This window comes from Bacteroidetes bacterium GWF2_43_63, from assembly GCA_001769275.1.
Lineage (GTDB): Bacteria > Bacteroidota > Bacteroidia > Bacteroidales > DTU049 > GWF2-43-63.
This window is the reverse complement of record MEOQ01000038.1, coordinates 64,268-87,072: the sequence shown is the minus strand read 5'-3', so window position 1 is coordinate 87,072 and position 22,805 is coordinate 64,268. Positions and strand designations below refer to the sequence as shown.

Annotated in this window: 21 protein-coding genes and 1 tRNA gene; 14 read left to right on the top strand and 8 right to left on the bottom strand. The window is 40.2% G+C overall.

Annotated features, from left to right (window positions below; translation table 11 throughout):
• Nucleotides 1-42 precede the first annotated feature (42 nt).
• From A2W93_00500 to A2W93_00450, 11 genes are all read left to right on the top strand, one after another.
• On the top strand, nucleotides 43-1,179 hold the full coding sequence (locus A2W93_00500) for a hypothetical protein (GenBank protein OFY53882.1): 1,137 nt from the start codon (nucleotides 43-45) through the stop codon (nucleotides 1,177-1,179).
• A gap of 241 nt (nucleotides 1,180-1,420) precedes the next feature.
• A complete protein-coding gene (locus tag A2W93_00495) occupies nucleotides 1,421-3,412 on the top strand; it encodes a hypothetical protein (GenBank protein ID OFY53881.1) in 1,992 nt (663 codons plus the stop codon).
• Between the two features lie 2 nt (nucleotides 3,413-3,414).
• On the top strand, nucleotides 3,415-4,332 hold the full coding sequence (locus A2W93_00490; protein OFY53880.1) for a hypothetical protein: 918 nt from the start codon (nucleotides 3,415-3,417) through the stop codon (nucleotides 4,330-4,332).
• Nucleotides 4,329-4,943 (top strand): hypothetical protein, encoded by a 615-nt coding sequence (locus A2W93_00485; protein OFY53879.1) that lies wholly within the window; start codon nucleotides 4,329-4,331, stop codon nucleotides 4,941-4,943. The genes A2W93_00490 and A2W93_00485 overlap by 4 nt, the downstream gene beginning before the upstream one ends.
• Before the next feature lie 48 nt (nucleotides 4,944-4,991).
• Nucleotides 4,992-6,377, top strand: coding sequence for a hypothetical protein (locus tag A2W93_00480; protein ID OFY53878.1), 1,386 nt, complete (start codon nucleotides 4,992-4,994; stop codon nucleotides 6,375-6,377).
• Nucleotides 6,378-6,383: 6 nt separating this feature from the next.
• The gene (locus tag A2W93_00475) at nucleotides 6,384-7,952 is read left to right on the top strand and encodes a hypothetical protein (protein ID OFY53877.1); all 1,569 of its coding nucleotides are present in this window, start codon (nucleotides 6,384-6,386) and stop codon (nucleotides 7,950-7,952) included.
• A gap of 99 nt (nucleotides 7,953-8,051) precedes the next feature.
• Entirely contained in the window at nucleotides 8,052-8,843 is a 792-nt protein-coding gene (locus tag A2W93_00470; GenBank protein ID OFY53909.1) for an NADH:ubiquinone oxidoreductase, read from the top strand.
• A gap of 89 nt (nucleotides 8,844-8,932) precedes the next feature.
• Nucleotides 8,933-9,006: transfer RNA gene (locus A2W93_00465), tRNA-Asp, on the top strand.
• Between the two features lie 242 nt (nucleotides 9,007-9,248).
• A complete protein-coding gene (locus A2W93_00460) occupies nucleotides 9,249-10,472 on the top strand; it encodes a hypothetical protein (protein OFY53876.1) in 1,224 nt (407 codons plus the stop codon).
• Between the two features lie 127 nt (nucleotides 10,473-10,599).
• Nucleotides 10,600-10,836, top strand: a complete 237-nt coding sequence (locus A2W93_00455; GenBank protein ID OFY53875.1) for a hypothetical protein — start codon at nucleotides 10,600-10,602, stop codon at nucleotides 10,834-10,836.
• On the top strand, nucleotides 10,829-12,364 hold the full coding sequence (locus A2W93_00450) for a cell filamentation protein Fic (GenBank protein OFY53874.1): 1,536 nt from the start codon (nucleotides 10,829-10,831) through the stop codon (nucleotides 12,362-12,364). Before A2W93_00455 ends, A2W93_00450 begins: the two co-directional genes overlap by 8 nt.
• Nucleotides 12,365-13,043: 679 nt before the next feature.
• On the opposite strand, the gene A2W93_00445 is transcribed toward A2W93_00450, so the two are convergent.
• Together A2W93_00445 and A2W93_00440 are read right to left on the bottom strand one after the other, a co-directional pair.
• Nucleotides 13,044-14,072 carry a hypothetical protein gene (locus A2W93_00445; protein ID OFY53908.1) on the bottom strand — a complete coding sequence of 343 codons (1,029 nt, stop codon included), beginning with the start codon at nucleotides 14,070-14,072 and terminating at the stop codon, nucleotides 13,044-13,046.
• Nucleotides 14,069-14,677: a hypothetical protein gene (locus tag A2W93_00440; GenBank protein OFY53873.1), complete on the bottom strand. Its 609-nt coding sequence runs from the start codon at nucleotides 14,675-14,677 to the stop codon at nucleotides 14,069-14,071. The genes A2W93_00445 and A2W93_00440 overlap by 4 nt, the downstream gene beginning before the upstream one ends.
• A 390-nt stretch (nucleotides 14,678-15,067) precedes the next feature.
• On the opposite strand from A2W93_00440, the gene A2W93_00435 reads away from it, so the two are divergent.
• Both A2W93_00435 and A2W93_00430 read left to right on the top strand, forming a co-directional pair.
• Complete coding sequence (locus A2W93_00435) at nucleotides 15,068-15,349, top strand: hypothetical protein (GenBank protein ID OFY53872.1); 282 nt, start codon at nucleotides 15,068-15,070, stop codon at nucleotides 15,347-15,349.
• Nucleotides 15,350-15,380: 31 nt separating this feature from the next.
• On the top strand, nucleotides 15,381-16,115 hold the full coding sequence (locus A2W93_00430) for a hypothetical protein (GenBank protein ID OFY53871.1): 735 nt from the start codon (nucleotides 15,381-15,383) through the stop codon (nucleotides 16,113-16,115).
• A gap of 229 nt (nucleotides 16,116-16,344) precedes the next feature.
• On the opposite strand, the gene A2W93_00425 is transcribed toward A2W93_00430, so the two are convergent.
• From A2W93_00425 to A2W93_00400, 6 genes are all read right to left on the bottom strand, one after another.
• The gene (locus A2W93_00425; protein OFY53870.1) at nucleotides 16,345-17,115 is read right to left on the bottom strand and encodes a hypothetical protein; all 771 of its coding nucleotides are present in this window, start codon (nucleotides 17,113-17,115) and stop codon (nucleotides 16,345-16,347) included.
• 442 nt (nucleotides 17,116-17,557) lie between these two features.
• Nucleotides 17,558-18,190 carry a hypothetical protein gene (locus tag A2W93_00420; GenBank protein ID OFY53869.1) on the bottom strand — a complete coding sequence of 211 codons (633 nt, stop codon included), beginning with the start codon at nucleotides 18,188-18,190 and terminating at the stop codon, nucleotides 17,558-17,560.
• Nucleotides 18,191-18,357: 167 nt separating this feature from the next.
• Entirely contained in the window at nucleotides 18,358-19,095 is a 738-nt protein-coding gene (locus A2W93_00415; GenBank protein ID OFY53868.1) for a hypothetical protein, read from the bottom strand.
• A 1-nt stretch (nucleotide 19,096) separates the two neighbouring features.
• Nucleotides 19,097-19,963 carry a hypothetical protein gene (locus tag A2W93_00410; protein ID OFY53867.1) on the bottom strand — a complete coding sequence of 289 codons (867 nt, stop codon included), beginning with the start codon at nucleotides 19,961-19,963 and terminating at the stop codon, nucleotides 19,097-19,099.
• Nucleotide 19,964: 1 nt separating this feature from the next.
• Nucleotides 19,965-20,792, bottom strand: coding sequence for a hypothetical protein (locus A2W93_00405; GenBank protein OFY53907.1), 828 nt, complete (start codon nucleotides 20,790-20,792; stop codon nucleotides 19,965-19,967).
• Nucleotides 20,793-21,402: 610 nt separating this feature from the next.
• A complete protein-coding gene (locus tag A2W93_00400) occupies nucleotides 21,403-21,729 on the bottom strand; it encodes a hypothetical protein (protein ID OFY53866.1) in 327 nt (108 codons plus the stop codon).
• Between the two features lie 498 nt (nucleotides 21,730-22,227).
• Here A2W93_00400 and A2W93_00395 point away from each other — a divergent pair, with 498 nt between their 5' ends.
• Nucleotides 22,228-22,797 (top strand): hypothetical protein, encoded by a 570-nt coding sequence (locus A2W93_00395; GenBank protein ID OFY53865.1) that lies wholly within the window; start codon nucleotides 22,228-22,230, stop codon nucleotides 22,795-22,797.
• Nucleotides 22,798-22,805: the final 8 nt, after the last annotated feature.

Below are 22,805 nucleotides of genomic sequence, written 5' to 3'. Positions count from 1 at the left end.
TGCGATTAAAAAAATTATCTTTGTATTATTGATTCAACGATTATGAATTTTATTGAAATAAGGCGCAACCTTCACAAACATCCTGAATTATCAGGGCAGGAGCAATATGCAGCTGCACTAATCATTGACAAGCTGCGCGAGATGAATATTAAAACAATTCATCATCCAATAGGCGGACAATCGGTGCTGGCTGTGATTGAAGGGAAACAAGCGGGGCCTGCATTGTTGTTCCGTTGCGACATCGATGCATTGCCAATACAGGAACTTGCGCAACACGATCATGTATCGGAAAACGATGGAGTCATGCACGCCTGCGGACACGATGGGCACACAGCCATAATGCTTCGCTTCGCCGAAATGCTGATGCAGAGCCCGCTTGAAAAAGGCAACGTATTACTATTATTTCAGGCTGCTGAAGAAACCGGCAATGGCGCCAGATCGATAATTAAATCAAAAATCCTTGACAAATACAATGTTTCTGAAGCATTTGCACTGCATAATATTCCTGGATTTAAAAAAAATCAAATCATTTGTCGCAAAGGCCCTTTTACTGCGGCTGTAGAGAGTTTGCAGATTTTACTGATTGGAAAAACAAGTCATGCATCTGAGCCCGAAAAAGGCATCAGTCCTGCATCTGCGGTTGCTGACATTATCCGTTATTTTGAAACGCTGAATCAGACCGAAAAGAGCAGACCTGATTATTTCATGAGCACACCGATACAAATAAAAATGGGTGCGGATGCATTCGGTACTTCTGCAGGTGAAGCCACAATCGGATATACGTTCCGTTCATGGTACAACACTTTGTTCGGACAGAAAAAAGAGGAAATCGAAAAAGGAGTTAAAAATGTAGTGCGCAAAACCGAAGGGCTGGATGTGAAATTCGACTGGGTTGAACCATTTTCATCCTGCGAGAATAATGCAGATGCCGTTTTACGCGTGAAGATGGCCTCCGAAAAATGTAATTTAAATTATATTGAGAAGCCGGAACCGTTTTCGTGGGGAGAAGATTTCGGACTAATAACAAACGAATATCCCGGAGCCTTCTTTGGTTTGGGGGCCGGAACCAACGTCCCGGCGCTGCATAACCCAGATTATGATTTTCCTGATGAGCTGATCGAAATCGGTGCGCAAATGTTTTTTGCAATCGTGGAGGAAAGCATGCGGCATGAGGCATAGGGCGTGCAGCTCAACGCGCAATGCTCAATGCATAGTGCATGGTGCATGGAGGTTTGAAGCATAATACATGAAAGCCTGAAAAATACGAATTCGCCGTGGTGGACGGACACGCAGATAGCTAACGGCTGAAGCTGACTACTGATAAGCAGAATGCACCGTTGCCTGTTGATAACCAAAATATTTTTAAACCACTGTTGATTTTAATATAGGTAATTTTGCGGCAAAATAGAAAACATTTGTCATGTATATTTTTCTGATCTTTTGTTTTATTATGCTGGCAAGCACCGGCGTGTTTTTTCTACCGCTGCGCTGGAAACACCTTTGGTCTCTCATTGTAGCATTGACTGCGGTAGCACTCGCCTGCATCCCCGCTGCAGAAGTATTTATTCAAGGAAAAGATTTTGTCATTTCAGGATTCAATGTTCCCCGAAACACAGCTCCGCTACTGTTCATTGATGGTCTGTCAGCATTCTTCATACTGATTGTCAGCTTTACCTGGCTGGCAGGACTTATCTACGCAAAGGGTTACCTTAAACCTTATTTCGAAACCAAAACACCGATACAAATTTCACTGCATTTATTTTCCTATTTATGGCTGGGTTTCGCAATGATTATGGTTGCTGTAGCACAAGATTTTCTATCATTTCTGATTGTGTGGGAACTCATGACATTATCATCTTTTATTCTTGTAATCTTCGATGCCGAAGAACGCAGTGTTTTGAAAGCCGGCATCAATTACCTGATACAAATGCATGTTGGACTGCTGTTTCTGATTGCAGCCATGCTGATTGCAGACACAGTCTCTTCTGTGGATGAATTCAGAGAATTGGGGGCGTATTTTTCAGTCCACTCCAATTTCATATTGTTTCTGCTTTTCTTTGTGGGCTTTGGAATAAAAGCGGGATTTATTCCCTTTCATTCATGGCTACCAAAAGCGCATCCAGCTGCGCCTTCGCATGTGTCTGGTGTCATGTCGGGCGTAATGATTAAAATGGGAATTTACGGGATCCTGCGCGTACTCTTGTATGTAGAGAATGATCTGGTGAATATTGGATTGCTAATTCTTGGAGTGTCTCTGTTAAGTGGCATTCTGGGCGTGCTGCAGGCCATTGTTCAAAATGATATTAAAAAACTGCTTGCATACAGTAGCATTGAAAACATTGGAATTATCGGCATTGGTATCGGACTCGGGGTTATCGGACTGGCGACAGAAAATCCGGTGCTGACTTTGCTTGGATTCAGCGGGGCCCTGCTCCACACCCTAAACCATTCGCTTTTCAAATCAATGCTTTTTTTCTCTGCCGGTTCTGTTTACAAATCGACGCACACGCGCAATATCAATCAGCTTGGTGGTCTGATGAAAAAAATGCCTTATACTGGGATGTTCTTTATAATTGGATCAGCAGCCATCTGCGGACTTCCACCGTTAAATGGTTTCATTTCAGAATATCTCATTTATTCCGGGATGTTTGCTGGTTTGGGTAATGCTTCATTTTATGAAACGCTCATTCTGATATTTTCGATCATTGGACTGGCGCTCATCGGAGGCCTGGCGCTGTTTGCATTTACAAAGGCAGCGGGAATAATATTTCTTGGTGAAGCACGAAGCGAGAAAGTTCATCATGCAACTGAATCTCCAAAGTCAATGTTGTGGCCGCTTTTCGCAATATCGTTTATTATTTTCATCATAGGTCTTGCTCCCGTTTTCTTCGCGGCTCCTTTGTTTTCAATGATCTCGCAATGGTTTAATCTAACCAACGCATCTATTGTCAGTGCTCCATATATTTTAAATCTGCAGGACATCAGCATTGTAGTAGGTATATTTGTTTTGCTCACTATCCTGATTCTAATCTGGCGGAAAATGCATCTGAAAAATAAACCGACAGAAAAAGGCCCAACCTGGGGTTGCGGCTACACTGCTCCAACTGCCGCATTACAATATACTTCGACATCCTACGCCGATAATATTGCGGGACTCGCACAACCCGCTCTTGGCCTGAAAAAAGAATTACCGATTATAGAGGAGAATGATTTATTCCCAGTATCAGCCACTTTCAAAACCACCCCTCATGATGTTATTCAGGAAAAATGGATTGACAAACCAACCGGCATCATTGCAGAATGGCTTAAAAAAATGGCTCGCATGCAAACAGGTCGCATCGAACATTATATTCTGTATGCCTTTGCATTCATGATTCTGATTTTCATTTTAACCTATTTTAATCTACTCTGATCATGATGACAATAGTGTTTATTCTGGCTTCTGCTATCGTTTTCCCCGGAATTATTCTTCGAGCAAAAAGCATTTTAGCTGGTCGCAAAGGCCCCGGAATGTTACAACCAATAAAAGATGTTGCATTGCTTTTTCAAAAAGGAAATGTAATCAGCACTACTACCAGTGTGATATTCAAAATGGCTCCGGCTGTTGGATTGGCTTCAGTAATTAGCGCCATTCTGGTTCTTCCGTTCGGACCTTTTCCGGCGCTGGTTTCATTCAATGGCGATATCGTTTTCTTCGCCTATATGCTTGGGCTTGGAAAGTTTTTTTTAATTCTGGCTGCGCTTGACACCGGTTCTGCATTTGAAGGAATGGGGGCCAATCGCGAGGCCTTATACTCGATGCTCACCGAACCGGCTTTTTTTATTCTCACGGGGACACTGGCCATGCTTACTGGTTACACATCCTTCAACGAAATTCTGGTTGGACTTTACAATCCAAACAATTCCTACATTCTTATCTATAGCATTCTCAGCGTAATTATTCTTGCGCAGATTATGCAGGTCGAAAACAGTCGTCTGCCTGTTGATGATCCAAAAACACATCTCGAACTCACCATGGTTCACGAGGTAATGATTCTTGATTATTCAGGTTTCGACAAGGCACTCATTCATATTACTTCGTGGATAAAATTTGCCATGTATTCAACATTGATATTCGATGTACTGATTCCTGTCCGCTGGAGTATCACGCTTCAACTCGGACTTTTCGCGCTCGTGATTGTTTTGATGGCTGTTTATATCGGATTCATTGAATCGTTCAAAGCGCGAAATAAAATCGGAAGGAATCCTGCATTTCTTTTCACCATCTCATCACTGGCTCTGCTGGCCTTTGTCGTGGCTCTTATACTTACTGAAAAAATGATTGTGTTATGATGGAATTTCTGATTGTTGCCTTTGCAGCAACACTGATTTATCTTTCAGCCGCCCAACGCTTTCGTGTGTTTGCGCGATTTATGGGCGTGCAGGGTTTGCTTATTTTTGGCATTGCATTTCTTGAATTGAATGAAATGGCTACAGGAAACCTTATTTTGATTGTTTCAGAAACACTCATTTTTAAAGGAATTATTGTTCCATTCATGCTGTTCTATATTATTCGCAGAACACAGGTTTTCAAAGTTCATTCGCAAGCAACATCCTCTTTCTACATTCTTATCCTCAACGCGGTGAGCCTCATTGTTTCAGTCATTGTTGCCTACACACTTCAGAACCCATTCATCAACGGGGTCTTTATGACAGTGGCTCTGTATGCGCTTTTGAGTGGTCTGATTATAATTGTTACGCACAAACTTATCATCTCCCACCTTATCGGATTTCTGATTATAGAAAATGCTGTTTTTCTTTTTACCATTGCTTTGGGAAACGAAATGCCGGCTCTCATAAACATCGCCATGCTGCTCGATATTTTTGTTGGTGTTCTGATATTGGGATTCTTTGGAATGCGCCTGAAACCAGATACAGGCGACCTTACACAATTAAAGGATTAAACTATGGAACTCATTTTATTTTTTTCCTTATCGCTGTTTTTCGGCATCATGGTTTTGATCATGCGAAGCAAACTCTTTACGCAAGGGGTGTCGCTGCTATTCTCCATTTCAATCATTGGTCTCACTGCTTACGGCTGGCTGCATCTGGATGAGTCGTCTGTTCATTTTTTCACATTTACTCACGAAGGGATGCTGCTTCTCAGTGTTCTGGCTCTTATAGCATTGCCCACTTTCTATCATGGATTCCGGTACACGCAAAATTCAACGGTCAGGCATTACAATATTTATCACGTTTCGATGATTGCCCTGATGACTTTTATGACCGGTGCCTATTTGTCTAATTCCATGACCATGCTGTGGGTATTTGTTGAAGCCACTACGCTGTCGGTTGCTGCGCTCATTTATCACGACCGTACTGCGCAATCGCTCGAAGCTACCTGGAAATATGTTTTTATCTGTTCAGTCGGTATATCGATTGCTTATGTTGGCGTGTTGCTGCTTGGCTTTATCTATGGTCGCTACGACGCTGCCAGTCTTACTTTCGATGAGTTTTCGGTACTGGTAAGTCAGGCCAATCCGATCTATTTAAAAGTGGCTTTTGTTTTTGTACTTGTTGGGTTCAGTACCAAAATGGGTTTGTTTCCCATGCACTCTGTCACTATTGATGCGCATTCCGTTGCACCTGCTCCGGTGAGTGCACTCATTTCCACAACACTCATGAACGTCGGATTCCTGGCTATTTTCCGGGTTTTTACTTTATTTTCTTCAACGGAAATTCTTCCATTCATGCAGCATTCATTGGTGCTGACAGGTATTCTTTCATTGCTGATTGCAGCCGGATACATGCTGAAAGCTTATCACATAAAAAGGATGTTTGCCTATTCAAGCCTGGAAATGATGGGGCTTGTAGCCATAGCCATGGGTAGCGGGCATCAGGGATATTATGCAGCTATTCTGCTTGTTCTGCTTCACACGCTCGTGAAAAGTTCCATCTTTTTTCACATGGGACAATTCAAAAAAGTGAATCATTCCTATGAATTAAAACAGGTTGGCAATTATATGAAAAACTATTCTGCCGGCGGAATGCTGTTGCTCCTTTGCGTTGTTTTTATTCTGGCTATTCCACCATCCGGAATTTTCATCAGCGAATTCCTCATTTTCAAAACCCTGATTGCGCAGCAACATTGGATCACTTTTATTGTTACCGCGTTGCTACTGACAGCAGTGATTTACGCTTTGCTCACGCGCATTTTGCATATACTTTTTTCCGATCCGGCGGAACCGATGAGCGAAATTGAAGAGCCGGGGAAAGTAAAAGCCATTGAAACAGTACCTCAATTCATATTACTCGCAATCGTTGCTGTTCTGTGTTTTTATCAGCCGCCATTTCTTGTAGATGCGATCAACGCAAGTATTACAGCGCTTCCTAAATAAAACATCATGAAGGAAAGTCATATCATATTAAGTCAAAACCCTTCTGTATTCGCGCTTACAGAGCTGCCTGTTATTGATTATGTGCAGTTCTGGCAGGAAATATCGTCATTGCTGAAAAGCAATAATAATCACATGATAGCGTATTTCCCGCTGTCGAATGGAGCCGACAAATGGAAATTCATCTGTGCCATTGCCGATGACGAAAACAAAAATATCCGGGTGTATTCGCATGAATGTCAGCGCGAGAATGCACAATTGGAAACATTGACCAAAGAAATAAATGCCGTTCATATTTTCGAACGCGAGATGCACGAAAATCATGGTATTCAATTTCCCGGAAATCCATGGTTGAAACCGGTGCGCTGGCCGCATGACCGCTATGACAAAAGCAACTGCATGAATGACTATCCTTTCTTTCATGTCGATAGCGAAGAGCTTCACGAAGTAGGCGTAGGGCCGGTTCACGCCGGAATTATTGAGCCCGGGCATTTTCGTTTTATATGTAATGGCGAAAAAGTTCATCACCTCGAAATCCATCTGGGATACCAGCATCGAGGCGTTGAAGCATTGTTTGTTTCAAAAATATCGCTGTTGCAAAAAGCCGTACTGAGTGAGAGCATTGCAGGTGACACGGCTGTTGGTCATTCACTTTGCCATGCACAACTGATCGAAGAACTTGCAGGATTTTCACCTTCTGAGAATCTTCAGCTGGAGCGGGCTGTAGCACTTGAGCTCGAAAGAATTGCTGTTCATTTAGGAGACACAGCTGCGCTTTGTGGCGACATCGCCTATCAGCTTGGGCAAGTTGTTTGCGAATCGCTGCGCACGGTTGTTATCAACACAACCCAGTATTGGTGCGGAAATCGACTGGGTAAAGGATTTATTCGCGCAGGCGGAAGCCATTATCCAATGACAAATGATGTTGCGGAAGAGATTCTGAAAAATCTGGATTATGTCGAAGGCCGCTTCAATGAAATGGCTGCACATCTTTATTCCATGCCAGGTGCGCTGTCTCGTTTCGATGGAATCGGAGTTGTTACCAATGAGCAAGGGTTACGTGCAGGACTAACAGGAATGGCTGCACGAATGTGCGGAATCGAGCGCGATGTGCGGGCTACACATCCATTTCAAGCTTATCGGAATTTTGAATATGAGTCAACGGTTTTTCACGGCGGCGATGTTTTGGCGCGTGCACTCATGCGCAGAGGCGAGATTGCAAAGTCGATTGAGTTAATCAGGACTGTGGTTGCAGATATTCTGTCACGGATTGCAAATCCGCGCCAGAATGTGATTACAAATCCGCACCAGATTGTTGATGTAAAAAACGCAGCGCCTGATTACAAAATGGCTCTGGCTGCGAATTCCGTATGTATATCCTTGACGGAAGGATGGCGTGGCGAAATCGTTCATGTGGCTGTGACTGATGCGCAAGGCGATATTTCAAAATACAAAATCACAGATCCTTCATTGCACAACTGGACCGGACTCGCGCTGGCAGTGCGAAATCAGGAGATATCCGATTTTCCGGTCTGCAACAAAAGTTTCAACCTGAGTTATTGTGGCCACGATTTATAATCAGCAATTATTATGAAATTTTCACGCGAATTGCAGCTTCCGGTTCTTCCGGAAAAAGAAACCGAGAAAAATAAAAATATCAGGAACGCTTATTTCGGTATTCCCGAAACGGGCATTCTGCTTCATCACGGGAAACAATTTGTGCCAGATCTGAAAAAACCCGTGCTGACAGAATTATTCCGCGGTCGCCCCGAAATCAGCGCTGATATTAGTTCAGATGAACAAAAAATGGTGGTGGAACTTTGTCCTACAGAGGCGTTTGAAACAAATCCTTTTTGTCTGAACCTTGGCAAATGCGTCTTCTGTAAAGAATGTCATTTTGTGCTGCCCGACAAAATAAAATTTACAAACGATTATAAAATTGCCACCAACGACCCTGAAAAGCTGAAGATTTTTCCGGGACAGACCACATCTATCGAATTCAACGACGCACTTCGCAGAAAAGAAATAAAAAAGCTTTTTCGCAAATCGTTGAAACTGCGCCAGGTATCGGCTGCAGGCGATAATTCCTGCGAGATGGAACTGAATGCTGCAGGCAATGTGAACTTCGACATGGGGCGCTACGGGATTGAATTTGTGGCATCACCCCGCCATGCAGATGGCATTGTTATTACTGGGCCGATCTCAGAAAACATGGCCCGCGCGCTCGAAATCACATGGGAAGCAATCCCCTCCCACAAAATATGCATTCTGGCCGGTACCGATGCCATTTCAGGCGGTATTTTCGCCGAGAGTCCGGCCTTGAACCGAAGTGTAATAGAACCCGTTGATCCTGTCACGGATTGCAAATCCGCGCCAGGAAAAAGTATTAAAGTCGATTTATATGTCCCGGGCAATCCCTGTCACCCGTTGACATTCATCAACGGAGTGCTGTCGCTGATTGGGAAATAAGCGGATTTTTAAAATATTTTCACTGGTCGTATCACAATTAAAAAAAAGTTTCTATATTTGCAGTCCCAAAACCAAGGGAAAGTACAAACGGTTCGGTAGTTCAGTTGGTTAGAATACGTGCCTGTCACGCACGGGGTCGCGGGTTCGAGTCCCGTCCGGACCGCTTTTTAAAAGAGCAATCTAAAGTAAAGTCCTGAAATTCAATGATTTTCGGGACTTTTTCTTTTACAGCCAATAGCAAAAAACCCACGAAAAATACCGTTTTCAGTTGGACTTCTGGCTGGACTAAACGCACTTTCGATTTAGTCCAGCCAGAATGGTTTTTATGCGCTGAATTACAGCATTTTGCATTTTGTTTTAGGAACTGGTTTTCGTAACTTTAATCTTTAAAAAAAGGAGGAAATTATGACCGCCAGACCACGCATTTCATTTCTGTTCTACATTAAAAGAACAAAACTTCTAAAAAACGGTGAAGCACCCATCTACCTTAAAATTAAAGTAGGTAATGGAAAAGCAGAACTGGCCCTGTTCAGGTCCATTCAGCCACAGCTGTGGGATACTGCGAAAAACAAAGCCAGGGGAAATACAAAAGAAGCTGATGATGTAAACAAATACATGAATTACATTATTCAGCAAATCAGCAACCACCTGAATCATTTGTATGAAACCGGTTTTGAAATATCTGCACAACGGCTGAAAAACACCTTTCTGGGAATAAACGACAATGAGAAAACCATTGTGAGCGTTGTTCAGGAACACAACCGCACTTTAAAATTACTGGTTGGAAAGGAATATGCTCCAGCAACGTACAGAAAGTTTGAGACAACACTGCAGCATTTGAAGGATTATATTAAATCAAAATATTCCGTGTCGGATTTACCGCTTGATAAAATTGATACAGACTTCGTTAGAGGTTTTGATCTGTATCTGAAAACGGTGCAGAACTGCCAGCAAAATTCAGCTATGAAACATATCAAAAACCTGAAAAAGATTATCCGAATCTGCGCCGGAAACGGCTGGATGAAAACAGATCCGTTTGTAAATTACAAAATCAGAATACAAAAAGTTGAAAAAGAATTTCTGACAGAACAGGAATTGCAAAAAATCGGCGACAAACAATTTTCTGTTGAACGTCTGCAGCAGGTAGCTGACACCTTCCTGTTTGCCTGCTACACCGGATTCGCCTACTCCGACCTGAAAGCGCTTACACTGGAAAATCTGTCGGAAAGCGAAAACGGACAGCTGTGGATTCACACACACCGACTGAAAACCGGCATGGCATCACATGTTCCGCTGCTTCCTGCCGCCAGAATGATTCTTCTGAAATACCGCAGCAATCCCTATTGTCAGGAAAACAATGTCCTTTTCCCGGTATTGTCGAATCAGAAACTCAATGCCTATCTGAAAGAAATAGCAGACCTGTGCGGCCTTACTAAAAATCTGACCACGCACATGGCCCGGCATACATTTGCTACAACCGTCACCCTGAACAACGGAATTCCAATCGAAAGCGTTTCAAAGATGCTTGGTCACAGCTCCGTGAAAATGACCGAAATTTATGCGAAGCTGCTGGATAATAAAGTGGGAAATGATATGGCCAGAATTTTTGATAAGTATTCTGCAAAGTGAGTTGGAATAAGCTTGGGTGCAGTTTCTGAGAGTGCAAAGATTTTTAGGCAGACGTGACTTTCTGAAATCAATATATCATATTGGTAAAACTCTTTGTTATGTCTTTCGCAAAATAACCCTGGCAAGTTTGAAAATCTCTTTTCAGCTCAATCAAATCCTGATTTTCCTGAAAGTTTCAGACTGCTACCCGTTATTCCATGAAAATACCGGTTTAGCCATATTATTCAAAAATAGTACCTGCTATTCCATTTTCATGTTTAATAATACCTGTTTTTCCATTTTTATTCTCATTATACCTTTTTTTCCACACCAATACCTAAAAATCCCTATATTTGCAAAATTCAAATTCTTGCACAATGAATAAAAAAAGGTTTTCTATAAATGCAGGCGTATTTCATGGACGGACTGCACCGGAGCAAGGGGTAATAGCAGGCTATGCCGCAATAATAGACACCCTTGGGCTGGAATTACCTATGCCTTCAATACTGTCATTGATATGCAACACGCGAAAACAATACAGTACCGGGGAATGGAATGTTTTTTCTTCACGCGCAGCTTTCGAAGACACATTATACCGACACCTCGTTTTTGCTCTTAAATACGAAGGACTACATTTATTATTTTTTAAAAAACTCTTTGAAAAACTAAGCGCTAAAGATGTTGTAGCAATTCTTAAAGAGGAACCGACAGGTCAGTACTCAAGAAAAATATGGTTTCTATACGAATGGCTGATGCACAAAGAACTCCCAATCGATGATCTGACAATAAAAAACTATGTGCCGCTTGTTGACGATTCACTTCAGTTTGCCTTATCATCTGGCTCAAAATCGCCAAGACACAGAATCATCAACAATCTTCCGGGGACCAGGGATTTCTGCCCTTTGATCCGGAAAACAGCAAAACTGGAAAACTATATAAAAGAAAATATTTCCGGTCGCAAATCAGCGTATCTGAAAAAAATACACAAAGACATTCTTCAACGAACCGCAGCATTTTTGCTTCTTAAGGATTCCAAAGCGTCATTCAGTATTGAAGGAGAGAGCCCCAAAAGCAGCCGTGCGGCACGATGGGGAAGAATTATAGGACAGGCCGGCAATAATGATCTTACAAAAGAGGAATTGATCCGGTTGCAACAGGCTGTTATTGAAAACGCGCGCTTTATCAAGCTGGGTTTCCGGGAACAGGGCGGATTTGTGGGAGAACATGACCGTATTACCGGAGAGCCAGTTCCCGACCACATTTCAGCAAAATGGCAGGATGTGAAACAATTGATTAACGGGCTTATAGCGTCAAATGAATTATTACTAAACGATGAAATAGACGCAGTACTGACGGCGACAGTAATAGCATTCGGATTTGTTTTCATACATCCGTTTGTCGATGGAAATGGCCGCATCCATCGTTATCTGATTCATCATGTATTGATGAGAAAACAATTCTCCGCACAAGGGCTTGTTTTTCCAGTCTCGGCTTCCATTCTGAATCATATAGATGATTATCGCAAAGCACTGGAAAGCCATTCGCAACCCCTGCTCGATTTTATTGAATGGAAAGAAACCAGCGATCACAATATTGAAGTGTTGAATGATACGATAGATTACTACAGATATTTTGACGCAACAAGGCTTGCGGAATTTCTATATGATTGTGTAAATGACACAATTCAGAACATCATTCCTGCCGAGCTGAAATATATACAGCAATATGATGAATTGAAAAGATACATTGAAAATAAATTCGAAATGCCCGACAAACTCATCGCAACCCTGGTGCGGTTTCTCGAACAGAACAATGGAAAACTATCGCAAAGAGCAAGGGAAAAAGAATTTGAGGCTCTGACTGAAACTGAAGTCAGGGATATCGAAAAAATATATCTTGAAATTTTCAGGTAACATTCATACTCCGAATAAATAGACAACCATCAAGTCGTTTGGTCATAGTCCGTTAATGCCGGCGAAAAAGGGTTATCAGCCAGCACACCCATGGTAACTGTTGTCTTACCTTAAAAAACTTCGGCAATATCAATTGTCTTTAAACCCATAGCCATAGTTTGTATAACAGCACAAAGAAATGTCACTATCACCAATAAAACAAGTATTTTGGCAATTGTGACATTTATAAATACAATCGTATTTGAGTTTTTATAGCCATAGTTTATGCCATTAACCCCGCCATACATTTGCAACGACAGTCGCTCTAAACAACGGGATCCCGATCGAAAGCGTATCGAAAATGCTTGGGCACAGCTCCGTGAAAATGACTGAGATTTATGCGAAGCTGCTGGATAATAAAGTGGGAGACGATATGGCCAAGATTTTTGGAAAGTATTCTGCTGGAAGATCATCAAATGATGAAAAGCATTGGCCTGAGAACTAACTTCAGCTCTTTCTGAGAGGATTATTGGTTGGCACATCTTTCAAATGGCTTAGATTTGATTAGATATTGCATGTCAACAGGTTGTTACAGGAAAACACGTTGCACTATAACTGTAATTTTATACATGCTTTAAATATTCTTGTTTCTCCAGCTTTTATAAGATGAATATTTGCGCTGCAACTGGTTAAATTGAAATTATTTTGGCAATGGAAACTCCATACTAAATCTCCATTCCAGCGAATTGATCTTGTTTGTCAATTTTTCTAAATCCGAAATTATTTCACGAAAGACCGGTGGATTTTCTTCATAGATCATTTGTTCAATCATTACATTGTAGTCGTCTTTCCATGCTTGCATCAACTCCTCAGGAGGTATCGGATTTATTGACTGAGGCTGATGTAAATTGTAGTTCACTTCGCCCACTCTTGTAAAATGGTATCGATGATTTACAATTGTCTCGTACAAAGTCCTGTCTGTAAGCGCATTTTCAGCAAAACGTGTTTTAGATAATTTCACCACATCGTACAAATGGCGACTGAGTCGATTAACTCTTCTTTTTTCAACTGGCCGGTGAAATTCTTCATGTAATAGAAAGATTTTCTCCAGAAAAGTTCTTTCCGGATTAACGGTTGGAATAATGGCTGGGGGCTGGATGAAATTTGCGTCAGGAAACACATCGTCAAGATGCGGAATAATGCTTCTCATGGTGAAAGGTTCACGTAAAGAACGACAACTGATCTCTATCTGAACGGCAGGCTGCAAGTAGCCGGGCGCTTCAATCACATTTGGATAATAAATAATTATTTTCCGATCCCGATCGCTTTCCTTTTCCTTCACCAGTTCAAGACGCACATCCGTAAATCCTTTGATTTCAAACTTTTCAATCAATTTCGGATAAAAAACGTTATCAACATACAAACCCGTTTGTTTCCGGAGATTACTGCGTTGTTTTTTGCTCAACTCTCCATCAAAGCCGAGAAATGCCCGATCCAGAGCTAAATCAACATCTTCAGAAAACCGGTCAATAATTCCCCATCCCTTGCTAAGTGAAGTGCCGCCTTTAAAGACGAGGTGTGCTGACACATCCATCCCGAAAACAACAGACAAAGTTTGCACCACCCACCAGTCCTTTTCTGCTGCAAACGCTGATAGACCGGTCTTTTCTGCTGTTTCAGCATAAGCCCTTCTCTTTGTTTCGTCAGCTATTGTTATCCAGGGATTCATGATTGTGTTTTCTTTATAGCTTTCCGCATAATTATCCGGATCCATTCAGGAGCCAGCTTTATATCGTGTTCCAGTCGATAAGGGTCTTCTTTTCCCAAATGCTTTAGGATGACATTTATCTCCGATTCGGTGACATTGCCCTTTCCGATTTCTTTAAGAGCCTGAATCACCACACTGCTTATTTTTCCAATTGCAGCCAGATTCCTGGGGGCAGTCTTTTTAAAAATAATTTTTCGTCTGCCAAAGGAAATTCTTCTCGCTGCGCCGTCAGTAAGATAAACAACATTCATCGGAACCTGCGTTGAGAGGCCCAACGCATTCAACGCTGCAGCTCCCGTTATAATAATCCGGCTTTTATCTCTTCGCCTGATGGCTTCTGCAATGGCTTCGGTGCCTGGCGTTACTGTTCCGAGTATCGGGTCGCTTTCCAATCGGGCATAAATGCCACGCGCCACGCGGGAAATAACTTCCTGTCCGACCAATCGCTCCAGAGCTTTGGCAACAGTTTTAGCTCCACCAAAAGACAAAAAATCTTCGGTAAAAAACAGCGTACCCCTCTTCGCTTTTTTAATTTTCGTAAGTATCAATTCTTCAGTGCTTAACATGACTATATTTTGAATATTTCGTCGCAAATATAGCATATAAATGCGACAATATTACTATCAGGGCGGAAATTACTTAATTATTTGTTCGGGACACTGGACTTGTATCGCACTAAAACAAGTTGTCAAGTTTTTCGCGCAATAAACTTGACATATTTCAAATATTCGTGAATAGCACTGTCCAAATACAACTACATATTGCAAAAACTGAATGTATAATGCAATTGTAGTGCGCATTAGTTCATTTTATACATTTACAGAATTAATGCACTTATTCATGTCTTATCAAGGAACTTTACATCGCTGGCTGTTACTAATGCAAAAAATAGGTGGAGGCCGTCACCCGTCGTTCGAAGAAATCAGGTCTTTTCTGCATAATCGCATTCAAAAGCATTGAAAATCATCAACGAAAATCAGGCGCTGATGCTTGTTCTTGCTTCGTTCTTGAACGAGAACGCGAGCATTGACCGGAGCCAGATTCTGCAACTGCTTAACACCCGTTTTCCGCATCTGGCCGCACAGGCCAATAACAATTCCGCCGATTTTTCTTACCGCAATCATCTTCTGCGTAAATGCGAATCAGTCGCAAATCAATCTTCCGCAAGCGTATTGCCTCAGATGCCCAAAATGGTGATGAATATGGAGAAAACAGAAAAAGATATACTACCCGAATAATATTTTAGTTTAATTGCATAAATATCCAACTATGAACACATTTGAAGAAAAGTATCTGAACAAAATCCAGGACTTATTTGAAAAGTATAAAGGGAAAATGGAGGACCCGGAATTGAATAAAATCCTTAAACGAAACTATGTTTATTCAGAAGTTAATAGCTCTGCAAAAATTCTGATCTGTGGATTAAATCCGTCTTTCAGAGAAAATCAAGAAAATGAAGGCGGCAAAGATCCATTTGAACCATATGGTTTTAATTTTCATGAGGTTGTTGAGAAAGACTCTTTTTATAAAAAGCGATACGACCTTTTACCAATACCATTAGCATCAAAAGCAACATATATTGACATGCTCGTTCAGCGCCATTCCAATCAGAAAGATTTATTGAAGTTTTGTTCTACTGAAAAAGGGAAATCATTCCTTGCGCAACAACTTGAAATTACAAAAGATGTGGTTGAACAATTAAAGCCATCTCTTATACTTGTTTTCAACCGTTTTGCATCAAACTTTTGGGGCTTAAATCCTAAAATACAAGCTGATGGCAAATTCACTAACATTTGGCTTGGCTATACTTTTGAAGACAACAATGACGGATCGTTTACGATTAAAAAAGAAATGCTCAAAGACTCTATTGGAAATAAAAAAGAAACAACGCTTGCTGGCACGAAAATTTACTTCTCTAAACATTTAGACTGGAGAGTTCGTAAAGAAGAATATGGTCAAATCTCATCAACAGTGAAGGACTTGATTAGTAAATACGGGAAGTAACAACTAACAACGGCAAGGCTTATTGATCAATGTCTGAGTTGGGAATTGCCATCGCTCCATTCTTTTAACAAAGTAGAGTTTGTTGTATAATTCATCACCAGAGTGGCGCTGGGTGACCGGAATCGGTGGCGCCGATTGGGCCGGAATTGGCCCTATTATGATCTTCGTCTATCACACCACCAAAAAAGGCAATTTATATGGCAAAACGACGCGTGTGAAATGAACTCAATTATTGAAGTCGTTGCTGATCTGAGCATACATTTCGGCCTAACTTAAACAACCTTAGGGTAAACAGAATCATCCATGTTATTAATAATAGTCCTCCGGGCATAGCGATAGCGGTAGCCATGTTTTCAACTCCTGAAATAAAGTTTATCAATACAATATATAACAGCATGAATATGCTTCCAATGATGCCAATCCAGGAATTAATTTTGCTAAAAACCCGGCCATGCAGCATTACAATTGAAAATATTAAGTTCGCTATGGTTGGAATGAAAAAGCCAAGAAATATTCCGGGACTTCCATGAGCGCCTTGAGCAAGCATTGATTCTCCTGCTGCTGCATACAAAGTCCTTTGCGATTCAATGCTTGTCGCAAAATATTTATTACTCAATTCCAACATTGGTAAGGCGGTATTGTTGGCAACCATAATTGCTGAGCCAAAAAGGAATGCAATCAACGCTAAAAAAGCGTAACCAACATTTGTGTTTCTGTGAACTGCAAAAAGTGCTATGTAAACGGGTATTAAAATAATTTGATTTACGATGTTTAAAAAGTCAAGATTATAGAGTCCGAGAAACACATTGCTTTGAAATTGTTCAAATCTGCCAATTGCTGTTCCGGGAAGAGCTGTCAAGTCGCCACCAGTCACATTGCCAATAAATACATCAAGAAGAATACCGGCTAAAGCAAGCAAAGTCATTATGCCGCCCAGAAAATAAATGTTTTTCCATTGTCTGTCGGTGTCAGAATGTTGAGTGGGGTCGTTATTTTTCATAATTGAAAATGTATTTAAAAGTCAAAAATTCAAGCACCCAGATGAATGTCATGCGTCACATGATAGTTTTATGCTGACGGTTTTTATTGCTCGCCATTACAATTTGCAGACCCAACACAAATATAGCAAATGCATTAAAAAAAACCTCATTTAACGCGTCTAAAAAATTACTTATTTTACATCAATTTGTAATACAGGTTGTTACTGAACGCAAAAGAGGTGGTTGCCGAATATAGATTTTCCCATGCATGGCGCAAAATAATAAAAGCACCCTGGTAATAGACCAAGGTGCTATTTTGTATTTTGGTATCGGTTCGAGGTATGACCAATTAGATGTTAAGAAGCGTTATTCCCATCAACCGAGATGAAGTATTGATGTGGGTTACAACCCTTCGCATGCCGTTGAAACCCTTGTTGGCCATACCGCATAGTGGCTTTCACTTTATTCTTTCTTCCGTAGAATCAATATGATATCAGCGGTTATTGCTGCGATTATTATCATTACATCTTGGAATACTCCAATGTTTATTGCGGCACTCAAACCCACAATTGCCCATAAAGAGGGAATAATCAATAAATACCTGGTAAATTTATTACCCGCAAGAATAAAAAATCCAAAAGTAAATATAGTTGAAGGACAGGGTAAACCCATCACTATGGTTCTTTCTATTGAACCTTCAACAAAATAGCTGATTATTGGATAAACAATTAAACCATACAAGATGAAAAAATATCCCAAATAGTCTTTAGTCTGTAGTGTGAATTTGAAAATGAGTCTATTCTTGCCGAACGTACTTAGCAAAATAAATAATCCCTGAAGGATAAAGAGTACTCCAAATAAGTATGCTGCTTTGTTTATTACTGTAAAAAAGGCAAGGTGATATGCTACTCCTATCCATATCCATAATGTACCAAGACAGATTCCTATTAACTTGTCTTTCGCTGATAATTTTGAGTGGAGTAAAAATAAACATCCAATTCCCATCATAAAAATAATCAGTTGAAACGGGAACATTGTCAAATTGTACTTCTCAATTACATTGAAAAACTGCTCAGTTGTAAATGGCAATTTCATACCAGTAAATTTTTAAATTACACAATCATATTCTTTTTTTGGTTTTGCACCAAACTTCCCGCAGTCTCAACGCAAATATAGTAAATGCGTCTATTCAAATTCTATTTACTACGTTTAAAAAGCATAAATATTTTTTATACTATTAAAAAACAGATTGTTGCTGAGTATTATGGTTTTTTGTTATCGGCAGCGGAATATTTTGTCTTAAAAAACCTTGAAAGCAAAAAACTAAACAGAATCAGTTCTAACCACGTTATTGAAATAATGATAATTTCAAAACGATATTCTCTTTGGATCCCATGCATGATTAAAACCAGAGTGAATGAAACTATCGCTAACAACAACCCAATAATTACAATCCACTTTATGCCTTTTTCAAGAGAGCTTGCTCCGCTAAAAACCGGGAATAAGACAAAAAATGAAATAATCATGAATAGAAATCCGATCTCTTCCAGCACAATAAAAATTCCATGTGGATTAAACTGTGTTAGCAGTGATATTCCATCGTATTCTCCTGACAAAATGGATGGTTGAATTACAGACACCTGAATAAAATAATCGACGATTAAGATTAGCGATGCCATTATTGCAAATACAACACTCATTAACCCGAATAATTTTTTATTCCCGGGTATTGTGTGATATATTGTAATCATCATAATCAAATAAGAAATTGATAAAATAATGGCAGGAAACATCCAGTAATAATCTCTTGGGAAACGGCTGGCAATATCTGTAAAAGGATATTCAAAACACGAGCCTGTGCAAAAAGGACCTGATAATGGAGGTGTAGCCATGGCAATTCCAAACGTAATTACCGTGAGAATTGTAGTAATGATTGAAACGTACCAACCAAATCTTGCATAATTCGGATTGCTATCCTGAAATAGTTTTTCATTTTCCATATTATACTTTTTTACTAATGTTTTTAACAAGAATAACCCCACAAACAATTGCTACGATGGCAATACAGGGTATAATAATAATGGCAGGGAAAACATTCACACCAGCCATAGCCATTGCAATAATTTTGGCAATCAGGGCAGTCATTAACAGCGAAAGGAAAATAAGATAAACAGGCGCTATGAGAAAACCGAATTTATTTTTTTTGATAAGCAAAAAACCCGCAACAAATGAAATTGGCAAAAACAAGGATAAATCAAAAGCCTGAACAGTCAATGTAGTATAATGCTGAACAGTTGCTGGCACAATTGACCTATCAAGTAAAGGGGGAACAATAACACCTAACCACAACATCGCAATACTGATGGCATTAAAAATCAAAAAACCACCAATGAATTTCACCGGAGTACTTTTGTTGAATCTGAATGGAAGCTCCTTTGTATCGATTGAAATCAATGTCAGCACCAGCCCGAAAAAAGACAATCCCGTGAGTGTTACATACACTAAAAACATGGAATTATACATGGCCATATTCATGTAAAAAAGATAGGTCAGGAAAATATAGTTTAATACTCCGGCCAACAAAAATTTTCCGCTCAGCAAACCCAGTCGAGAACGATAAAGTGAAAACAGTAAAAATGGGATTGCTAACAGCAGGGTTACATAATCCTGGGCAATACCCTGAATTGCAACATCGGACGACATGTGCTGATACAAGCCTTTACCATAAATAGTCACAGCTTGACCGTGAATTGATTTAAAAATATATTCGCCATTACCGCCTTCTGAAAGAATTCCGGCAAGAGAGGCGATTATTGCAAAAATGGAAATTAAAATGACGAGGACCGAAATTGTCTTTTTGTTCTGCATTTTAAAAAGATTTTAATTTGGTTGGAAAGGAATCGTTCAAAAACCAGTATTTCAACAGTTGAATATGCGTTTGTACATCGCTAACCATCCAGGCGTGACCTTTTGCAGGATAGTAAGCGCATTCACTATTTGGTATTTTCTTTGACAAAATCTGATGTGAGTTATGCATGTTTTCCGATTCTGATTCCCCAGAAACAAAAAAAGTCGGGCTACTGAATGTACAATTTTCCACGTCAATTTTCTGGCGATTGGCTTGCGACATGGCTTTGCGAAAAGATTTACGGGAAACCATTCGGATGTCTCCTTTAAATGATTCGAATTCTTCATCAGGTATTCCAAGACTGTTAGCCATTATTTTAATCATCATATTCGTTTTCAAAAAGGGCGATGTAATATTAACCCCGAATATGACAAATGATGCTCCTTTTATGGGTACAGCGCTGGCTCCATCAATAATAGCCTTGTCTATCAGGTCGGGATATTTTTCCAATAGTTTATAGATTAAACTGCCTCCCAGAGACAAACCCACCACATGTACTTTTCCATTACTTTTGGCTTTTATCAACTCTGCTATTTCATCAGCTACTTTGTCCATATCAGACCATTCAATGTGATTGCTTCTGCCATGACCGGGCAAGTCTGGTGCAATACAATGAAACGAGCTATCGAGTGCTGCAATGTGTTTTAGCCACATATTACTACACGACCCTGAACCATGCAGAAATACAATGGTTTTCGCGTTTTGCGTTCCGCTTTCATAAACAAACAATTCTTTAGCATCAATGGGATTCTGAGCAGTTAAGGTTTGTCCAGTGAAAATTGATATCATAATTGCTAATAATGGTTTCATGTGCGTTTGTTTTTTTATCACAACCAATCAAAAAGCCTTAAAAATTACCACTTTATTTTCACTGTAGCGAGTGTGTTGACATGATAAAAGAGATGTGATGCTGAAAAGGGAATGGGTGCCACATTCGTGTGTTTGTGCGGCATTTTTTTCTTATCTTCTTTTCCGGATATATCCAGCAAAAATTTCATGCAATCGTTACAGTGGCTTAATTCTTTGGATCGTTACTTTCGTCTTATATCGATAACACAAATATAGTAAATGCGTATATGTAGATTATATGTTCTTCGTATTCTTTTGAAAATAATTTATATGGCATTAATATATAGGCGTTTACAAAGCAGACTCTGCGTTTACGCAAGAACAGGAGACGTGTAAAATAGAAAAAAACACCCCAGCTCTTAAAGGAATGCCTTGTGTGGCTTTGAAAACAGTGAGAGGAACTATTGAACTATGTAAGTTACGTCGAAGTCAGCTTTGAATTCAATCAGAATTCGGGACGGGTGTGGAATTTCTGGCCTGCAGTCAGTTGCCATGACGGCGTTCGCTTTTACTTCATGGACTCCATAAGTTCATAGAAGTGCCTTAACTCTTACGTGCTATACAACTTGTCCCAGGCCGCGACTGTTTCTTCCTTCATTACTTCGGGTCTCTTCAGAATTTCATATGTAAACTCCTGTGGTGCCAATCCGGAAGCAGTTATCAGATTGCCGTCGCACACTGCCGGACAGTCGATATAATTATCCTGCCCTTTATATTCAGGACACATCATTTCCAGAAATCCTTTACCATAACTCGTATGCTTTCGACTATCTAAAATCCCCGAATTTGCCAATGCAACTGTAGCCCCGCATATTGCTGCCACAATAACACCACGGTCAATCAGGTTTTCAACCATTTCAAAAATGATTTTACTCAAAGTTAGGGAATATTTGATTATTGCAAACGCCGGCCAAATTGATCACCCTTCGTTGATAAAAGAATAGAACGGTTAGAGGGGTGGCGCTGTTTGCTCCGAAATGGGTGGCACCCAATGCTCCGAAACAGTCAGATTGTCAACTGTTTTACAATGTTACGGTGATTTGAAAGTGGCGCCGTTTCTGCCGGAATGTCAGGTCTCTTTTCTGAAATATTCCGATTAAAAAGTCATCAATTTTTGTGATTAGGGGTGGCGCCGTTTGGGCCGGAATATTCCACACCTCCAAATTACCATCACGTCCAGCCCGAAAAAAGCATTACAGAAGTTTTTGCGTCGGTACTTAGTCCGGAATTGGTATTCTGACTATTGCTGGTTGAAATCAACAACAATCATTTATTACTGCGATGAAAAGCACCTGTTAATTATAAAACTTTCTTAATTTTGAGTCGGAAATGAAAAGAATTGTTAAATTGGCATCCTGAAACGTATTTTAATAATATGAAAAGCAAAGAATTCATTATTGGTACATTGGCAATTGTGGCAGCAATTTTTGCTTTATTATTGTTTTCTGAAAGAAATCAAAACAAGAAACTCCGTGAAGAGAATCGTGACCTCGGCGAAGACAAGTTTAAATTATTGAAAGAAAGTATAAATCAAAATAAAGGACTTACACCGGAAGTTAAAAATCAAATCGAAAATTTAATATCTCACTTTAAATCGACTCACCCGAAGGTTTCGTCAGAGTTGAAAGATGTGCTTGATCAGATTCAGAACGGGAAGGACATTAAAGCAATCAGAGATCTTGCGAAAATTATTGAAAACCTTCTTAAAGAAAAATATCAAACAGAACCACGTTTTGCTAAACTCAAAAGAATAACCTTGAAACCTTTAATTGAGCATGCAAAAGAGATGTGTTTGTTTAACGATAAGTTGTATAATGCCGCTTGCATCCTGCATCAGTTCAGAAATGAAGAAAGTCATGAATTGGCAGTGCAAGATTCAGAAAACATAAAAATGGCAGCACTTCTTGGCGGCATTGAAATCATTGTAATAATAAAAGCGGCGTAAAATAAATC

Excerpts from the sequence above, each read along its gene's own strand:
- A2W93_00500 (OFY53882.1), top strand. The coding sequence starts at position 43 with ATGAATTTTATTGAAATAAGGCGCAACCTTCACAAACATCCTGAATTA.
- A2W93_00495 (OFY53881.1), top strand. The coding sequence starts at position 1,421 with ATGTATATTTTTCTGATCTTTTGTTTTATTATGCTGGCAAGCACCGGC.
- A2W93_00490 (OFY53880.1), top strand. The coding sequence starts at position 3,415 with ATGATGACAATAGTGTTTATTCTGGCTTCTGCTATCGTTTTCCCCGGA.
- A2W93_00485 (OFY53879.1), top strand. The coding sequence starts at position 4,329 with ATGATGGAATTTCTGATTGTTGCCTTTGCAGCAACACTGATTTATCTT.
- A2W93_00480 (OFY53878.1), top strand. The coding sequence starts at position 4,992 with ATGGTTTTGATCATGCGAAGCAAACTCTTTACGCAAGGGGTGTCGCTG.
- A2W93_00475 (OFY53877.1), top strand. The coding sequence starts at position 6,384 with ATGAAGGAAAGTCATATCATATTAAGTCAAAACCCTTCTGTATTCGCG.
- A2W93_00460 (OFY53876.1), top strand. The coding sequence starts at position 9,249 with ATGACCGCCAGACCACGCATTTCATTTCTGTTCTACATTAAAAGAACA.
- A2W93_00450 (OFY53874.1), top strand. The coding sequence starts at position 10,829 with ATGAATAAAAAAAGGTTTTCTATAAATGCAGGCGTATTTCATGGACGG.
- A2W93_00445 (OFY53908.1), bottom strand. The coding sequence starts at position 14,072 with ATGAATCCCTGGATAACAATAGCTGACGAAACAAAGAGAAGGGCTTAT.
- A2W93_00440 (OFY53873.1), bottom strand. The coding sequence starts at position 14,677 with ATGTTAAGCACTGAAGAATTGATACTTACGAAAATTAAAAAAGCGAAG.
- A2W93_00430 (OFY53871.1), top strand. The coding sequence starts at position 15,381 with ATGAACACATTTGAAGAAAAGTATCTGAACAAAATCCAGGACTTATTT.
- A2W93_00425 (OFY53870.1), bottom strand. The coding sequence starts at position 17,115 with ATGAAAAATAACGACCCCACTCAACATTCTGACACCGACAGACAATGG.
- A2W93_00420 (OFY53869.1), bottom strand. The coding sequence starts at position 18,190 with ATGAAATTGCCATTTACAACTGAGCAGTTTTTCAATGTAATTGAGAAG.
- A2W93_00415 (OFY53868.1), bottom strand. The coding sequence starts at position 19,095 with ATGGAAAATGAAAAACTATTTCAGGATAGCAATCCGAATTATGCAAGA.
- A2W93_00410 (OFY53867.1), bottom strand. The coding sequence starts at position 19,963 with ATGCAGAACAAAAAGACAATTTCGGTCCTCGTCATTTTAATTTCCATT.
- A2W93_00405 (OFY53907.1), bottom strand. The coding sequence starts at position 20,792 with ATGATATCAATTTTCACTGGACAAACCTTAACTGCTCAGAATCCCATT.
- A2W93_00395 (OFY53865.1), top strand. The coding sequence starts at position 22,228 with ATGAAAAGCAAAGAATTCATTATTGGTACATTGGCAATTGTGGCAGCA.